The sequence below is a fragment of the Nocardia sp. NPDC004711 genome, assembly GCF_053601595.1.
Genome location: NZ_JBSGCB010000055.1, coordinates 41180 through 57864, shown reverse-complemented (window position 1 = coordinate 57864; position 16685 = coordinate 41180). Strand labels below are relative to the sequence as shown.

At 65.4% G+C, this 16685-nt stretch carries 16 protein-coding genes; 5 read left to right on the top strand and 11 right to left on the bottom strand.

Features of this window, described 5'->3' with window-relative positions; translation table 11 throughout:
* Positions 1-146: 146 nt before the first annotated feature.
* The 3 genes from ACWEKS_RS38870 to ACWEKS_RS38860 all read right to left on the bottom strand — a co-directional run bounded on the left by ACWEKS_RS38870 (position 147) and on the right by ACWEKS_RS38860 (position 3382).
* Positions 147-1178: a hypothetical protein gene (locus tag ACWEKS_RS38870; RefSeq protein WP_452344726.1), complete on the bottom strand. Its 1032-nt coding sequence runs from the start codon at positions 1176-1178 to the stop codon at positions 147-149.
* 79 nt (positions 1179-1257) lie between these two features.
* A complete protein-coding gene (locus tag ACWEKS_RS38865) occupies positions 1258-1416 on the bottom strand; it encodes a hypothetical protein (RefSeq protein ID WP_452344725.1) in 159 nt (52 codons plus the stop codon).
* A gap of 199 nt (positions 1417-1615) precedes the next feature.
* Positions 1616-3382: a GNAT family N-acetyltransferase gene (locus ACWEKS_RS38860; protein WP_452344724.1), complete on the bottom strand. Its 1767-nt coding sequence runs from the start codon at positions 3380-3382 to the stop codon at positions 1616-1618.
* A 60-nt stretch (positions 3383-3442) separates the two neighbouring features.
* Here ACWEKS_RS38860 and ACWEKS_RS38855 point away from each other — a divergent pair, with 60 nt between their 5' ends.
* Complete coding sequence (locus ACWEKS_RS38855) at positions 3443-4222, top strand: alpha/beta fold hydrolase (protein WP_452344723.1); 780 nt, start codon at positions 3443-3445, stop codon at positions 4220-4222.
* 321 nt (positions 4223-4543) lie between these two features.
* On the opposite strand, the gene ACWEKS_RS38850 is transcribed toward ACWEKS_RS38855, so the two are convergent.
* Entirely contained in the window at positions 4544-5908 is a 1365-nt protein-coding gene (locus tag ACWEKS_RS38850) for a flavin monoamine oxidase family protein (RefSeq protein ID WP_452344722.1), read from the bottom strand.
* A gap of 153 nt (positions 5909-6061) precedes the next feature.
* Between ACWEKS_RS38850 and ACWEKS_RS38845 the strand changes: the two genes are divergently transcribed.
* Together ACWEKS_RS38845 and ACWEKS_RS38840 are read left to right on the top strand one after the other, a co-directional pair.
* Positions 6062-6661 carry a hypothetical protein gene (locus ACWEKS_RS38845; protein WP_452344721.1) on the top strand — a complete coding sequence of 200 codons (600 nt, stop codon included), beginning with the start codon at positions 6062-6064 and terminating at the stop codon, positions 6659-6661.
* Positions 6662-7434: 773 nt separating this feature from the next.
* Complete coding sequence (locus ACWEKS_RS38840; protein ID WP_452344720.1) at positions 7435-8094, top strand: sensor domain-containing protein; 660 nt, start codon at positions 7435-7437, stop codon at positions 8092-8094.
* Here ACWEKS_RS38840 and ACWEKS_RS38835 read toward each other — a convergent pair.
* Positions 8075-8479, bottom strand: a complete 405-nt coding sequence (locus ACWEKS_RS38835; RefSeq protein ID WP_452344719.1) for a hypothetical protein — start codon at positions 8477-8479, stop codon at positions 8075-8077. The two genes, ACWEKS_RS38840 and ACWEKS_RS38835, sit on opposite strands and share 20 nt — an antisense overlap.
* 131 nt (positions 8480-8610) lie before the next feature.
* Between ACWEKS_RS38835 and ACWEKS_RS38830 the strand changes: the two genes are divergently transcribed.
* Entirely contained in the window at positions 8611-8922 is a 312-nt protein-coding gene (locus tag ACWEKS_RS38830; protein WP_452344729.1) for a transposase, read from the top strand.
* A 722-nt stretch (positions 8923-9644) separates the two neighbouring features.
* Here ACWEKS_RS38830 and ACWEKS_RS38825 read toward each other — a convergent pair.
* The 3 genes from ACWEKS_RS38825 to ACWEKS_RS38815 are packed head-to-tail and all read right to left on the bottom strand — an operon-like array spanning position 9645 to position 12823.
* Entirely contained in the window at positions 9645-11093 is a 1449-nt protein-coding gene (locus tag ACWEKS_RS38825; protein ID WP_452344718.1) for an amidase, read from the bottom strand.
* A 55-nt stretch (positions 11094-11148) separates the two neighbouring features.
* Positions 11149-11631, bottom strand: a complete 483-nt coding sequence (locus tag ACWEKS_RS38820) for an aromatic-ring-hydroxylating dioxygenase subunit beta (protein WP_452344717.1) — start codon at positions 11629-11631, stop codon at positions 11149-11151.
* On the bottom strand, positions 11621-12823 hold the full coding sequence (locus tag ACWEKS_RS38815) for an aromatic ring-hydroxylating oxygenase subunit alpha (RefSeq protein ID WP_452344716.1): 1203 nt from the start codon (positions 12821-12823) through the stop codon (positions 11621-11623). The genes ACWEKS_RS38820 and ACWEKS_RS38815 overlap by 11 nt, the downstream gene beginning before the upstream one ends.
* A gap of 232 nt (positions 12824-13055) precedes the next feature.
* Here ACWEKS_RS38815 and ACWEKS_RS38810 point away from each other — a divergent pair, with 232 nt between their 5' ends.
* Positions 13056-13856, top strand: a complete 801-nt coding sequence (locus ACWEKS_RS38810; RefSeq protein ID WP_452344715.1) for an SDR family NAD(P)-dependent oxidoreductase — start codon at positions 13056-13058, stop codon at positions 13854-13856.
* Positions 13857-13942: 86 nt separating this feature from the next.
* Here ACWEKS_RS38810 and ACWEKS_RS38805 read toward each other — a convergent pair whose 3' ends face one another.
* From ACWEKS_RS38805 to ACWEKS_RS38795, 3 genes are read right to left on the bottom strand one after another with little or no spacing between them, the layout of a single operon-like run.
* The gene (locus tag ACWEKS_RS38805; RefSeq protein WP_452344714.1) at positions 13943-14533 is read right to left on the bottom strand and encodes an NADPH-dependent FMN reductase; all 591 of its coding nucleotides are present in this window, start codon (positions 14531-14533) and stop codon (positions 13943-13945) included.
* 17 nt (positions 14534-14550) lie between these two features.
* Complete coding sequence (locus ACWEKS_RS38800; RefSeq protein ID WP_452344713.1) at positions 14551-15441, bottom strand: VOC family protein; 891 nt, start codon at positions 15439-15441, stop codon at positions 14551-14553.
* A 58-nt stretch (positions 15442-15499) separates the two neighbouring features.
* Entirely contained in the window at positions 15500-16672 is a 1173-nt protein-coding gene (locus ACWEKS_RS38795; protein ID WP_452344712.1) for an acyl-CoA dehydrogenase family protein, read from the bottom strand.
* Between the last annotated feature and the right edge of the window lie 13 nt (positions 16673-16685).

Here is a 16685-nt window from a genome sequence, read left to right as displayed (position 1 = left end):
CGCGCGGCCCGCTCGGGATCGCCGTAGGCGTTGTCGACCGCCGTGCCGACCCCGCGCCGGAACGTCCGCGGAGTGACCCAGGAGTAGTTCTCCCCGCGGGCGGCGCGCCAGCTGCGCGCGAAGTTGGTGGGTTGCGCAGCGACCCGTTACGCGTGGGAAACAGGACCCCGTGGGGGGTTGGGTTGCCCGGTGACCTCGAGGTCCTTCAGCGCTTCGCGGCAGGCCTGCGCGGAGTGCTCCGGCAGCAGTATCCGCCGCCACCCGTTCGCCGACTTCGGGAACGACTGACGCACCCACCCGCCGGTCCCGGATCCCTTCACCTCCACCAGCGTGCCCGTGACATCCGTGCCCGTGACATCAAGGTAGGGAATCGTGGCATCGAGGTCGATCTTCTCGAGCAAGACCGCGAACACCTCGTGCGGGCGCAGCCCGGTGCCGCAGATCAGGTCGGTCACCCACACCACCGACCAATCACGCGGCGGGCCGGACGTGTATGTCGGCGTACCGGGAACAGCCTCCCCGGATGCCCAGGCACGAACCTGAGCCCTGAAGCCCGGCAACGCATCCTGGTCTCCAGCCTTGCCCCGGGCGCGGGCGCTGCTCGGGGTGAACGAGCTGACACCGTCGACGGGGTTGGTCTCGACAGCGCCGTGCCGGACGGCGATCTGCATCATCGCTCGCAGAATTATCTTGTGCTGCTCGGCCTTACGGCGCAGACCCATCGCGACCAGACGCTCGAGAGGACGATCCAGCTCACCGGCCGTGGCCTGCCACACCTGCAGGTTCCGAATCGAGTTCTCGATCTTGATCGTCTTCGGATCCGCGCGCTTGTCGGTCGACACGTAGATCTCGCGCCGGTAGTCCTCGACATTCCCAGCTGTGTAGGCATCGTCGGCCTCGAGTTCCGTGACGAGTTCAGCCGCGAGCTCGATCAGCTTCGTGCTGCGCGTGATTCGTTGATATCCCAGCTGCTCGCGGTGGTCGCGCATCGCCTCGGCGAGCCGGTTGGCAGCGTCGTCGGCACTGAGCCCGACACGTTCGATCTGATGAGACCCTGCCGCCCAGTAGAAGCGAACGGTCGTCCGCCATCGCCCGTTCTTCTGCTTCTTCGGCTTCGTCGGAACACCGAACGTGCCTACCGGCTTCGGGATCCGTCCTCCCATCTGCTCCCTCCACAAATCTGGACCGTTGCGGACATTCGCGTGATCAATCAATCGGGCTGGTTGTGGCTTCTGTGCCTACAAGCCGCGATCGGCATCAGCTCCGTAGGCTCAGCACCCGGCGGGTGGTGTCGCTGAACCCGGTCCCGACCGCCCCGAGCAGCACCAGTCGCCCCTGCTGGTCGTGGGCGGCGACGAGCAGAGACCAGAACACCTCGCTGCTGGTGTGACCGGTCGGCCAGCCGACCACCACCACTCGGTGGACCGGCGGCTGTCAGCGGCCAGGACCCGCAACCGGTCGACGAGATTCTGTTAGAACAACTCGATCGCTTCGGTCACGCGGCCCGCCACCGGAATTCGTCGCCCCGCTGATCGGCTTGCCACGGCGGTTCAGTCACCACCGGACGTTGGACGAGGCGCCCCTCTCGCGCCCCTGAGCGAGCGCCGGGAATCGGTCAGAGCGCCCGCTTCAGCCCGACGTGACTGTTGTCGTACCCGAGCCGCGCATAAAAGGCGTGAGCCCGCTCGCGCACCCGGTCTGTGGTGACCTGCGCGAGTGTCGCACCTCGGTGCCTGCCGTGGTCGTGTGCCCACTCGAGCATCGCGGTTCCGATGCCGCGAGAGCGTTCCGAGGCAGCGACCCGGACTCCCTCGATCTGGAGGCGGGTGGCGCCGCCGCGGGACAGCCCCGGAATGATGGTGAGCTGCATGGTGCCTACGATCCGGTCGCCCTCGTCCCGGACCACGGCCAGATAGTGCGACGGGTCCCTGGTGACGGCGTCGTATGCCTCCTCGTAGCGGGCGATTTCGAAACCTTCACGGGTACGGCCGATCTCGTCGTCGGAGAGCAGCGCGACCAGCGCTGGCACGTCGGCACGCCCCGCCCGCTGCACACGATAGATCCGGTCGCCGAGTCGGAGCCGACCACCGACCGAAGCCCGTGCCCGTGACTGCAGTCGGGCGATCAGCGTGTCCAGCCAGGCGCCGACGTGCCGCCGGGCTTCGGGAGTGTCCGGATACCGGCAGCGCAGGTGCAGCCCCGCCTCGTCGAGGATGAACCAGAGCATCACGCCGTCGGTCCGAATCGTCGCGCCGACGTACTGCGCCTCCAATCCGGTCGCGTCGACTCGCACCGGCAGCCGACGCAGGTCCAGCCACGAAATCGCGAACATCCCCGGCGCCTCGGGCATCCCGCCCCACGGACGCAGGATGTCCTCCAGTGGCCAGGACCCCATCCGGACGGCCTCCTTCACCGCCTCCGCGCTGGCACGGGGATCGGAGTCGGCCGACTCGAGCACCGAGTTGGTGATGAACCACCCCACCGAGTCGTGCCAGGTGGTGTCGTACCGACTGTGCACCGGAAACACGGCCCGCAGTGCGGTGCCGGCCAACTCGTGGGTCACCTCGGTCATGGCCCCCACCACCAGTGCCAAGGTCGAGACGCCGTCGTCGCGGGCCTGCGCCGAGAACGCGGCGCTGTCGTCTACGTCGAGGACATCGCGCACCTCCACGCGCTCCTCCTGCAACGTCGCCTCACCCAGCGGCAGCGGGAACCGTGGCATCACATCGCCGCTGCTCGCCAGCACTTCTGCCCAGCGGCGGTGCACTTCGTCGGGTGCCGGCGGGCGGTCCCGCAGCGCGCGGGTGTGCTCCGCGAAGGCGGGTGCGGGCGGCAACGACGGTGCACGACCCTTCTGCACCGCGGCCAGCGCGGTGAGCAGGTCGCGCGCGATCACCAGCATCGACCACATGTCGACGTGCGCGTGGTCGGCGGCGACCACCACGGTCGGCCCTACCGCGGTCTCGAGCACGCAGAGCCGGTACGACGGACGACCGTACGGTGAACAAGCACGGTCGAGCACGGCGCGGAGCGCATCGTTGACCGCCTGCCCCGGAGCGATCACATGCTCGACCCAGCCGCCGGGGTGGATATCGACCTCGTGCAGCCGAGGCTCGCCGTCCTCGCCTGGCACGAAGACCGACCGCAACGTGCCGTGCCGCTCGATCACCGCCAGCCAGGCGGTCGCGAGCTCGTCGGGCGGTACCGGCGCGGAGAGCCTGAAGGACAACGCCATCCAGGATCCCGATCGGTCGCCGGCGCCGACGTGGCGTCGCTGGTCGAAGGACACGGGAAGTGACCGGCCCACCCGACCCGCAGTGACGTCGAAGCCCAGCAGGCGGCCGAACGGCAGGCGCAAGTGCGCGACGTTGGTCAGCCGCATGACGGTATCCTAGGCTTCTTTCCCGAGCGATCGCCGTCTCACCAGCACCCTGGAGCCGCCGTGCCGACCTTCCGTGTTCCCGGCGCCGACCTCGACGTGGAACTGAGCGACGAGGGCGGCCACCCCGTCGTCCAACTCCACGGCCTCACCTCCAGCCGCCACCGCGACCGTCTGATGGACCTCGATCTCGGCCGCGGACTCAGCGGAACCCGACTGCTGCGGTACGACGCGCGTGGCCACGGCCACTCGACGGGCCGTACCGTCCCCGAGGACTATCGGTGGCCGGTTCTGGCCGATGACCTGCTGAACCTGCTCGACCACTGGTTCCCCGGTGAACAGGTGCACGGTGTCGGTCCTTCGATGGGCACCGGGACACTGCTGCATGCCGCTGTCCGCGATCCTGGCCGATTCGCCGGCCTCACCCTGCTGGTGCCCGCGACCGCCTGGCGCACCCGCGCCGCGAAGGCCGACATCTACCGGAAGAATGCCCGCTTGATCGAGGAGCAGGGACTCGACGCCTTCCTCGGTGCCGATCTCACCGTGCCTCGCCCGCCGGCCACCGTCGGAACGCCGGAAACCGTGCCGGATGTCGCCGAGCACCTACTGCCCTCACTGTTCCGCGGGGCAGCGATGAGCGACCTGCCCGCCCCGGAGGCGATCGCCGCGATCGAGGTGCCGACCACGGTGTTGGCCTGGATCGACGACCCCGCCCATCCGGTGTCGACCGCCGAGGCGCTGGTGGACCTGCTGCCGAAGGCCACACTGGAGGTGGCGCACACACCGGCCGATCTCGCACGCTGGCCGAGCATCCTGTGCGAGGACGTAGCAAGACACGGGTAGGCGCGATGCCCTAGCGATTCGTTCTGGGGCCAACCGCCCGATACGATCGCCCGTGCCCCACAGCTCGCCGTCGGCCGGTCCGACTGGGGCCCGAGCGCCCAAATGTACGCTCTGGCTACACGGAACTGATCGAATCGGTCCCAGGACGGGTGCATAACTCGACGAACTCGGGGACCCGTCATCTCCGATCTCGGGCAACAGCAAACCGCGCCAGGCACACCCATCAAGGCCATGCCGGCTAGCGGTGCCTCTTCCCCACAGCACCTCAACCGATTCACTGTTCGGCGCGGAAGGAATGCCGCGACAACGCGAAACAACGGTTCAGCTCGCGAGTATCCGTCGGGCTTCGCGTACACCGGATGCCACGGCCCCGTGCACGGTCGACGGGTACGCATTGTCGGTCGCTTCGCCTGCGAAGAAAAGACGATCGGAGATGGGCTCTGCCAGTGCGGTGTAATCGGCGAGTGACGAGCCGATCGCGGGATACGAATAGGAGCCGCGGGCGTACGGATCCTGGGACCATCGGGTGATCCGGTATCGAATCGGGTCGGGAACGCTCGGGCCGTACATGGTGCGAAGTCCGTTGAGAGCGTCGGCAAGGGTGGCGGTGTCGTCGAGCGCCTCGACCCGGCGAGCGGCGGAACCGCCGCGCAGCGCGGCAAGGACGGGCGCACCGTTGACGCGCTGCAGAGGTACCCAGGTGTCACCGGTGGCCAGGTTCGGGTTCGTCTGGACGAGGATTTCGTTGTCGTCCCAGAAGATCTTGTCGAACTGCAGGAAGATCTTGTTGTACAGGCCGAATCCGACGCGCCCGATCGCGTCGAGCTTGGCGGCGGGGAGCGGCGGATCGAACGCGATCGCGCCGGCTTTGAGCACACCGAGCGGCACAGTGATCAGCACGCGGTCAGCGGTGAAAGTGCCGAGACCGGTCGATACCTCAACGCTGTGCTCCCGCATGGTCACCCGGTCAACGACATGGCTGTGGCGGATATCGAGTCCCTGCGCCAATCCGGTGGCAACTTGGTCGTATCCGTGCCGGAACATCACCTGATCGCCGGGCATGTGTCCATCGAGTTTCAGTCCCCAAAGCGGGATCTCGGCCGCATCCGCGCCGCTGGCCTGCGTCGTGGTGTTCATCAAGTATCGCAGTCTGCCGGTGACATCAGCGGGGACCGGTGCCAGCACGGAGTCGAGGGCCGCCGCGGTGGATGTGTCCGCCTGCCCGGGCGCCCTCGCCAGAGTTTCGAGCGCGCTGACGGCTGCGACGGCACCCGCCTCGAGCTGTCCGGTTGTTGCAGCACCGAGGCGGGTCTGCCCGTCGTAGGTGACGAGGTCGCTCGCATTATGGACCACAGTGAGTAGGCCGAACTCGTCCCGAAGCGCGGTGACGGGGTTGCCGTCGATCCCGTGAATCCAGGACGCACCGAGGTCCAAGGCCACGCCCTGCCAACTGCGATCGGTCCACAGTCGTCCTCCGATGCGATCGCGTGCTTCCAGCACGATCACCTCGATCCCGGCGCACGACAGCTGTCTGGCCGCTGTCAGTCCGGCGGCTCCCGAACCGATCACGAGCACCTGCGTCGACCGCGAGGCAGCGGCCGCCCCCGCGGCGTTCTTCAGCAGGGGCGGGGTCACCAACGCGGCGACCGTACCCCGCAGGAAGGAACGGCGTTTCGATTCGCTCATCGCAGACCTCTCTCGGGGTGTCCGAGTCCGGCTCGGATCACGTCGATCGTGATGCGAACAGCCTGAATCCTGAATGCAACGCTGTTATGCAACGCTGTTGTATGACATTGTTACGGGAAGGGTGCGGCCGACGCAAGGGACGAGGAGTGTGACATGCCTATCGAGGTGGACAGTGCCGAGCGCCGACGCCGAATCGGCGAAGCCGGAGTGCAGATCCTGCGGGAACGCGGGAACGCGAGTCTGACCGTCCGTGCGGTCGCCGAGATGCTGGGCGGGTCGACCAGCCTGGTTACCAATTTCGTCCGCAACCGTACGGAATTGCTGGATCTGACGTTGGAAACACTTTCCGCGCAATGGAATAACGAACTCGACGAGATTCTCGGCCCACCGGAACAACGGTTGGCGACAACCGTCCGCTGGGCATTGGACTGGCACAGCGAATCCGCGCCGCTGGTGGCCCGGATCATGGTTCAGATCCTGGCCGATCCCACGATCGACCTGCAGCGGCTCGCCGCTGTGCACCGCGAGCTCGACCACTTGCACACCGTGCTCGGCGATGCCGTCGACGCCGCGGAGGTCCTCGAACCCGAGGCTGCGACCGACCTGCTCCACCTTGCTTCTCGCGGCGCCATGCTCACCCGGGTAGAAAACCCGGACGACTGGCCGCCCGACCGCATCACACGCGCCGCAGATCTCCTGGCGCGCCTCCTAAACTCCATGAGCGAACTCGACCGGCCGAGCTCCGCAAGTTGACCAGGTCCGGCACGGGACGGGCTGTCGCACGGGTTCGCAACCGACCCGATCAATCCGACCGGAAGACACAACCCAGTGGGGCAGAGGGCTCGGGAGGCGACAATCCGCGGCTGGTTTCCCGCAGAACCGGCTGAACGCGCGGCCAACAAAGATGCTGGCCCCTACATCCTTCTCATCGTCGGTGTTACAGCGCATGTTTGCGGCTACCAACAACACGCGCTGCCCATCACCCGCCGCGCGGCGAATACCGGGAGGAACTGTCAAAACCTGTGGATCGATGAGTTTCAGGCGACCTCCGTTCCGGTGGCGTGGGCCGAATCGGCGGGCGGTGGGGTGATGTCGCGAGGGCATTCGAGGAGCCGGTTGGGTGCGTATGTTGCGTTGGGTACCGGGTTGCGTTGGGACATCCGCCGCCGACGGCGGCGTGGTGCGACAGCTACAGGGTCGACAACGTCCTCGACCAGTGGTCGGGCAGTCACCGAATTGGTGGCGGGGTCACTATGACCACCAGTGCGCCGCGCGTCCCGATACCGAGGACATAAACGAGCTGCGTCGCGGGGTCTATCACGATCGGCTGGGGCTCACCCACGAACAGCTGGTCCACGGCGATCGTGGCGGTGACTGCTCGAGTGCGGGTGTCGAGGACGGAGACGGAGACCGGATAGGGCGATCGGACCTGCTTGTCTTCTTGCGGTTTCGAGTTCGGCTGACGTAGTTTGCGATCGAGATCGAAACGGGGGACGACTGTGGTCGTGGGAAAATCATCGATCACCGTGAAGGTGGCGGTCGGTGCCGCAGTGTTCGCGCTGACCGGGTGTGGATCGGCGGGATCGACAGGTTCGGGGACCGATATCGAGGCACTGCTGTTGGCGCCCAAGGATGTTGACCAGATCATCAATCCTGTCAAGGCGAAGACGATCGACTCGGCCACCTGCGCCGCGATGGCCGCCGATTACACCAAGGATCAGGAGACCCTTCCGGCCGACGCGATGGAGCACCTCGCCGGCATCCACCCGGAAACCTGCGCGGTGTTGGCTGGGATCGGGTTCCGGCAGCTGTATGGATCGGACTTCACCGCATTCCGAAAACGGCAGATCGACAAGGGGACCGGACAGAGCACCTCGAGTTACGAAGCTGTCGCGCTCTATCGTTCGACCGGTTCGAGCGCCGTAGCCGCGATCACGACGGCGCTCCAGGCGTGCGCGGGAACGAAGATCCCGATCGGCGCTGCGGGCGCGACTGTCCTTATCGACAGTGTTCGTACCCGGCCGAATGCTGCGGAGTGGACATATCATTCGCTGAATCCGCAGGTGGTGGACCGGCAAAGGAACTGCGCCGTACGGGTCACGCCCACCGCCGTGATCGAGATCGAGTTGGCGGACGGCGATGCGGGTGCCGTCGCGGACGCGGTCGTCAAACGGCTCGGCGGGTGAGGCGGGGTTTCGCCAAGGCGATCGTGACGATCGGAAAGCCGAGCAGGGCAAGGCGGATCATGTGGTCCATGAATCCTGCCGGGCCGGTACCGAGGAGGTCCGGTTTGACGACTGCTCCGAAGACACCCAGCACGATCACCAGGGCACAACCCGCCATCACCAGGATCTGTCCTGGTCCTCGGCGCACGATCAGCAGGATCGCACCGACGATCAGCAGGAGCGCTGCGCTCGGATCGAAAACGGCTGCCAGCCAGTAGTAGCCGCGCAACCATCCCCGTGGCATGACGGTGTACAGGTCGGCAAAGCCGGCGCTGTAACCGTCACGCAGGGCATGAACTGCACTGAGGGCCCCCACTATGGCCGCCAACCCACCCAGAAAAGCCAAACTGACTACGGCTGCACCACTTTTAACCACGCCCGATAGTACGCATCAGATCACGGACGGGACTGCTGCACAGATAGGTGACATCTGATTTGGCTTGCCTTCGGGCGGGCTGGAAGGATGCTGCCGTGCCCATGCCCTACCCCCGCGAGTTCCGCGACGATGTCGTCCGGGTGGCTCGCAATCGTGATGCCGGGGTGACGTTGGAGCAGATCGCCGTCGACTTCGGAATCCACCCGATGACGCTGTCGAAATGGATGCGTCAGACCGATATCGACGAGGGAACCAAACCGGGCACCAGTACGAGCGAGTCGGCCGAGCTTCGGGAAGCGAAGCGGCGAATTCGGTTGCTGGAGCAGGAGAACGAGGTCCTCGAGCGGGCCGCCGCGTGTTTCGCGCAGGCGAGCCTGCACGACGCCGACGGCAGACCGCCCTCGGTCGTTTGACGCCGGTCGAATACGAGACCATCATGACCCCACCGGCCAGTCAGGCCGCGTGACCGAAACTGTCACCTGATCTTGCAGCAGTCCCCACGGCTCGGGGCTCGTTCGGGGGTAACCGCCTCGCTGATCGCCCAGTTTGATTGTCGGCCAGAACTTATAGAGCCCTATCCGGCCGATCGGGAGGTGAGTGGCGGCTGGCACACACACTGGCCGGGGCTAATGGCCAAGCAACATCGCTCTCGGTCGTGCGCGACCTGAACGAGGAACTCGGTCACCTTCTGCACGTCGTCGTGGCCGAGCAACTCCTGCTCGGGGCTGTCCTTCACGAAACGCGTTTCGGCAGACCAGGTTCCATCCAGGGCGTGGATCGCGGACCAAGAGGGCGGCGGGGCACCCGTCCAGGCTTTCCCCTCGAAACCTGCGACGGGGCGCAAGTAGTCGGATATTTCGAGCACCTCATCCAGTCGCGGATTATGCACTTGCAGCGCGCCGATCAACTTGCCCCCGGAGCGACGGCCCTGGCATGTGGTCGACAAACCGACGATGCCCCCTCCTCGATGCCTATGGGGCTGTCCACGTCCGCATCGGTGATCGACAGCTTGTTCAGGAACCCGCTCTCCTGTGGATCGCGATCTGTTCCGATGAAATATGAAGGACGGCAGTATGAGTCATTGCCATTTGATTCAAGACCGCAGCACTCCACGCGACGAGGAAGCCGCGGCCACTCAGAATCCAGGGGGACGGCGGAACCCGCCGATCACCTCGGCAAGGCACCGCAGGAACTGCACTGCCGTGCGGTCGTGGAGGTAGGGCGCGATCACTTGAATACCGACCGGAAGACCCTGCCGGGTCACACCGACCGGCCCGACCGCTGCAGGCAAATGGTTGAGCGCCGAAGGCGCCATCCATGCCAGCATCTCGCGATACGGCCGGTCGGTGCCGTCGACCAGCAGTGTTCGTACCGACCAGCTGGGATCCGGTCGATGGTCGTGAGGGAAGGCGGCAGTCGGGCTCACCGGACAAAGGAGCACGTCGAACTCGCGAAAGAACTCTGACCAGCGCCGCCGTGAGTGTTGCCGGCGTTCGTCGAGCCGGTGCCAGTCACGGAAGCGGACCGTCAGGTCGGATGCGAACCCGCCGGTGGCCCCTTCGGCTGCGGCCATCTCCACGAGTCCGGCATACGACTCATCTGGTTCGATCAACCCACTCTGCGCCATCAGTAACGATTGGTAGAGAGCCATCGTCTCCTCGAGTCCGACCGGTCCCTTGCGCTCGACCACGACCGCGCCCTCGGCCCGCACTGCCCCCAGGGCCGTCTCCATGATCGCGACCAGCTCGCTGTCGACGGCGCAGAACGGGTCGTCGAGCCATGCGGCGACCCGGAACTCCCGCAGCGTGCTCGATCTCGCGGGAGGCAGCTCCAGCCGCCACGCCGGGGCGCGGTCGGGGTCCGGCACTGCGAGGACGTCGAGACCGAGATCGAGGTCGTCGGCGTGCCTGCCGAGCGGTCCCAATACCGCCATGTCGAACTCCGCGAGCGTCCCGGGAGCATGTCCCGAGACGCTGCCGTGTCTCGGGACGATTCCATACGACGAGCGCAACCCGTACACACCGCAGAAGTGGGCGGGCACCCGAATCGAGCCTGCCGTGTCGCCGCCGAGCTCCAGGCCGGTCAACCCCGCGGCGAGGGCGGCGGCGGACCCGCCGGAGGAACCGCCGGGTCCGCGGGTCAGGTCCCAGGGATTGCTCGTGGTTCCGTAGATCTCGTTGTAGGTCTGCCAGTCCCGGGCGTCTTCCGGAAGATTCGACTTGCCGAAGACGATCGCGCCCGCGTTCTTGAGTTGCGCGACCGAGTCGGCGTCGCAGGTCGAGACATGGTGTCCCCATCTGGTCGAACCACCGGTGGTTCGCATGCCCGCAACTTCGAGACTGTCCTTGATCGTCACAGGCACACCATGGAGGGAGCCAAGCTGCTCGCCGCGGGAGACGGCGCGGTCGGCCGCCGATGCCGCAGCTCTCGCACCCTCTTCATCCCGGGCGACGATGGCGTTCACCTGCGGATTGAATTGGTCCACCCGGGACAGGTAGTGGTCGAGTAGCTCGGTGCTCGACACCTCCTTCGCGGCGACGGCGGCAGCGAGCTCGCGTGTGGAGAGAAATGCTAGGTCGGTCATACGAATCTCCTGAGGAAGCCTGAACCGCGGCGGTCACGCGCCGAAGTGTCAACCGCTACAGCGGATATACGAGATAGCGGGCGGGCATACTGTCGAGGCGAACTGCGCGACTCGTCAGCCGAGCGCTGCCGCCGGTGAGCTCGATCGCGTCTTCGTAGTACCCGGTCGCCAAAAGTCCTGATAGCGAATCGTTCTCGGTGAAGCTCACGTGGAAGTTCGAACGGACCATCCAGTGGTCGGCATCCACCGGGCTCGCGTGGGTGCGCTGGGTGACATGGCGAGTCCGGTACGGCTCGATGGTCCCCGCCCAAACCTCGGTGATGAACTTGACACGGTCCAGCACTCTGGCGCGATTGTCGTCATACATATACGCCAGCGGCAAGCCGCGCTCGATGTTGTCTAGGGTTTGCACGGTGTACGAGCATTCCTGCGCGAACAGGTCCGGCCATTGCGCCCAGTCCTGTTGGTCGAGCACGTAGGAGCAGCGCCCGAGCAGCTCGTCGATCGCGTGCAGTCCGGCGGTAGTCTCAGTAATCAAAGCCCATCACCTTCCGGTAGTTCGCCCAGCCGACGGTATTGCCGATCTCGTCGTTCTGAGTGGCGTCTTCGGGGCGGCCGTCGACGCCCTTGACGAAGCGGGCCAATGTCCCGTCATCCGAGGTCATTTGCTGGCGGTTGAAAACCGCGGCATCCTCGATCGTGATGAAACCGCTGGGCCCCAACAGATTCGATGCTTGCCGTACTCGATGCGCGCGATACTCCTCGGTGTCGCCGGCGTGCCCGAAGAATGCATAGCTGACCTCGGTACGATCGACACCACGTGGGCGTGCGAATCGCACGTTGATGGTGTCGACATGCTTGGTCAGCACCGTGACCGGGCGCAATGCTACAACTCTGGCCCGGTCGTCCGCGCCGCGAAACTGTACGACGCTCGGATCCGCCAGGTAGCCGTTGTCGACGTACGGTGTGCTCTGATAGCCGACCGAGAAGTGGCCGACCGGTTGTGTGATCCGAACTTCACCCTTGCCACCTTGCCAACCCAGAATCCGAAACCCGGTGTGCAGCAACGGCGCATGATAGAAGTCGTTGTCGAAGTAGGTCTTCCAGTTCGTTTTGTAGACGACCTTCTGGTAGCCGAGCAGGGTGAGGTTCCCATCGTCGAGCAGGCAATCACGGACCGGATCTGCGCACTCGCCGAGAAAGGTTTCGAGCAACGGGGTCTCGCGATGTCTCGTCACGAAGATCAACCCGGCCAGCTCCGCGACCCGCAGCTCCGGCAGCGCGTAGTCCTTGCGATCGAAGTCGGAACGGAAATCCCGCTCCCCCGGCGCTCCGCAGAAGTCACCCGAACTGTTGAAAAGCCAACGGTGATAAGGACATTGGAACTCTGTGGCTACTCCGGCCGAGCGCTGTTCCAGCAACGTCCCGCGATGGGTGCAGGTGTTGACGAACGCTCGAATCTTGTCATCGGAACCCCGGCTGACCAGGATCGGGACTTCGCCGAGCCATGCCGTTTTGAAGCTGTTGACCTCGCCCAATTCCGCTCGGTGCGCGACCGGATGCCAGTATGGACCGTAGAAGATCCGCTGCAACTCTTCCCGGTACACCAGCGGATCGGAGAAGATCTCCTTGGGCAGGTCGAGCGGATTGGTGAAGCGCGCGGCGATCGACGCCCGAACCCGCTCGTAGTCCGCCGCGACTTCTGGTTCATATTTGGTGACTAACACCATGCCTCCGCATCGATATTTTTGCAGGCACTCGGACCGTCCAATTCGACTATGAACGATCTACCCATTTGATTCCGGCGCGTAGAACAAAGCTACTGCCCGTTGAACGAATCTTATGATTCGATACACACCAGGTCAAGCATTATCACACTCAAATCCGTTGTGCCACATGCCGGAACAGCTGAATTGACCTCAGCCCGTTCACCGTACCGTTTACCCGAAGGGTCGAATTAACGTGTCCAATCCGAATTCTCATTTGCCACTGGCCGGCCGGGTCGCCATCGTCACCGCTGCGGGCGCAGGTATCGGGCGGGCGATCGCGGTCGAGTGGACCGCGCGTGGCGGCTCGGTGGTCGTCGCGGATCTGCACCGCGACGCGGCCCGCGCGACGGCCCGATCGATCACCGACGCCGGCGGGCAATCCGCGTGGGCGACCGCTGATGTCACGGACGCCGATGCGATGCCACGCGTCGTCGCGACGGCCCTCGACAGCTTCGGACGGATCGACGCACTGTTCAATGTCGCCGGCGCGAGCCTGCCGAAGCGTGTGGACGAGATGGCCGACAGCGACTGGTATCGGATGATCGATATCAACCTGACCTCGGTCTATCGCTGCTCGAAGTTCGTAATCCCCGAACTGCGACGGATGGGCGGCGGCAGCATCGTCAACATATCCTCGACCGCGGGACTGCTCGCCGAAAACCGTTGCTCCGCTTACAGTGCCGCCAAGGGCGGAGTCCTGCTGCTGACCAAGAACATGGCAATGGACTATGCCGCCGACGCCATCCGCGTGAACGCGATCTGCCCCGGAAGCACGATGACTCCCCGCATTCAGGACTACCTCGAACGAGTACCCGGCCATGACTCCCTGCTCGATGACCTGTGCCCGATGAAGCGCTACGCCGAACCGGAAGAGATTGCCCGGCCGGCAGTCTTCCTCGCCTCCGACGAGGCCAGTTACATCACCGGCGCAGTCCTGGCCGTCGATGGCGGGCTCACCGCGGGGAAGCATTTCGCAATCTTCGAGGATGCCTGACCAACGCGAATCCCTTCCGACGCATATCGCCCCGATATTCGATGAAGCCGAATATCGGGGCGATTCTTTGCGCGCCGCGCCACTACCTATTCCGGCATGGCAACCGCGACACCGTTTTTGACCGTGTGCGCCATCCCACTCAGTGCGCACACTTCGCGGCCGACGGTCTGCAATTGAAATTCGACTCGCTCGTCCGGCTGCTGCCCGTAGGCGATCCGCGTGGTCGCCGAGTTGATCGCCGCGCCCAGCGGAGTGGGCCAGCCCCGCAACGCGTGCACGATGCTGCGCAGCGTCTGCAGCGTGGTGACCGCGGCCTGCCAGCCGTAGGCCGTGGTCACGCACCCGACTGCACGGCCCGAGAGATACGGGTTGCCGTCCTCGCGAAGGTCCTCGACATAGTCGAGGGCGTTCTTCACCAATCCCGATATCGACCCGTGGTAGCCGGGCGACGCGATGATTACGCCGTCGGCGACTCGCAGTGCATCGATGAGCCTTCTGGCCTCAGCGACTTTCGGCCCGTCCGGGTCGTACATCGGCAGGGCCGCGAGCACGCTGCCGCCGAACAGTTCCGTGCGCGCACCGTTCGCGGCGGCGGCATCCAGCGCAATGCGCAGAGCCGACTCCGTCGAGGACTCGGCGCGCAGTGTGCCGCCGAGCCCGACGATGAATGGCCGCATCCTTCGTTCCACGGCAGTCACACCATCTTCATCAGGCCGTGGTGTCCCCAGGCGAAACCTGAACCCAGGGAATAGCTTTCAGCCGTCCATGTTGCCGGGTCGACCAACCGCGGGCCCCAGCCGTACTCGAAATGCCATCCGGAAGGATTGCGGAAGTAGAACGAGAAGACGTGGTCGTTCTGGTGGCGGCCGGTCGAAGTGCTGGTGATACCGCGCTCGAGGCACAGGTCGTAGCTGTGGCCGACGTCATCGATGCTGACCGTCTCGAACATGACGTGCTGGATGCGGCGCGGCGCGCCCGGAATATGCATGAACGCGAGCGAATGATGGCGCGAGTTGCAGTGCAGGAATACCGCGAACGGTCCCACCTTGGGAATGTGCGCGAAGTCGCTGACACCGAAACCCAGTACCCGCGAATAGAAGTCGGCCGCACCGAGGATGTCGGCGGCGTAGAGCACGACATGCCCCATGCCCATCTCGCCGGTATTGAACCCCGCCATGTCCCGTCCCGGACGGAACCGCGGCATGAACACCTTCTCGTGTCCGAGCACGAGTTCCATCCGCACTTCCGAATACGGGCAGATGAAGTGGACGAACTCCATGACTCGCCGATCGGCCGCCTCCTCCGGCGTTCCCGCCGTTACGACGACGCCCGCGGCCTCGAGCTGGGCCGCTGCCGCCTCGAGCGCCACCTTCGAGGGCACATCCCAGCCCACATACGCCACATCATCGTCGTGGCCGGCGCGCACTCCGATCCGGTGGTGCCGGTCGTCGGCGCGAACGTAGAGCAGACTGTTGTCGCTGTCGCGCGACACCTCCAGCCCGAGAACGTCGGTCGCGTACTGTTTCCACCCCGGGACGTCGCTGGACGTCCCTACGACATAACTGAGTTGGCTGACAGCGGCCATGGATCTGCTTCTTTCCGGAGATCTAGTGGAACAACGTGGAGTGTGTGAGGACTGCGACTCAGAACACCGCTAGCTTGGGGTCGCGCTGGAGGCCGAGCACCATGCGTCCGTAATGCTGGTAGTTGGCGCGGGCGAACGACACATGGCTGGCCATCATGTGGATGTCGCGCCACTTTTGCTGCATAGGGCTCGTGTCCTTGAAGCCCGACGTGCCGCTCAGCGCGAACAGTCGATCGACGGATTCGACGAGCAGTTCGGTCACCCGGTTGTAGTCGCGCAGGATCTCTGCGCGATCGGCCAGCTCGAGCCGCCCGGAAGTGCCGGCTGCGTCCAGGATTCGCCGAATCGACAGCTGCGCCAGCCTGAGGTCGGCTGTGGTGCGCGCGACCGCCTCCTGGACGATCTCCGAGCCGGCGGTCTGCGGGCGGCTGCGCGCCCACTCGACGAAGTGGTCGTATGCATCCAGCGCTGTACCCATCATCGGGCCGAGGAAGGTGAGCCCGGCGTGCAGCGCCAACGGCTGACGGTAGAGCGGGCCCTGATTGATTTCGGTGCCCGGACCGTCGCCCGATACCAACGCCGCCGCGGGTAGCACGAACCCGTCCGGCACGAAGATATCGTCGACCACGATGGTCTTACTACCGGTGCCGCGCATACCGGCCGCATACCAGTCGTCATCGATGGTGTAATCGCCCGGCCGCACCAGGAAGTGGTGATTCGCCGGCCGGCCGCCATCCTTGATCAGTCCGCTGACGATCACCCAGGACGCGTGGTCGACACCGCTGGCGAAGGCGTGCCTGCCCGTCAGCCGATAGCCGCCGTCGACCTTCTGCACCGTCGCCGCAGGGGCGAGCGATGCGGCGATGCAGGCGTCCGGACCGTCCGCCCACACCGCCTCTTGTGCGGTGAGCGGGAAGAACCCGACCATGTGCGCATCGTGTGGCAGCAGCGCCGCACACCAAGCCGTGGACGCACAGGCGCGCCCGAGTTCCAGCGACACCTCGTACATGGTGTCGAGCGTGAGCTCATCACCTCCGAATCGGCGAGGGGCAAGGATCCGTCCACCGAGCCCGGCCGCCACTATCTGGTCGATCAGCTCCCGCGGCACCGAGCGCAGCGCCTCCGTCACCGCGGACAGCTCCCGGATCTGCGGCCCGAGGGCCCGCGCACGCTCGACCAGCGCCTGATGCAAGGCCAGGTCCGCAGAATCGTCGATATTTGTTACTACCATGGCAATTCGTCTC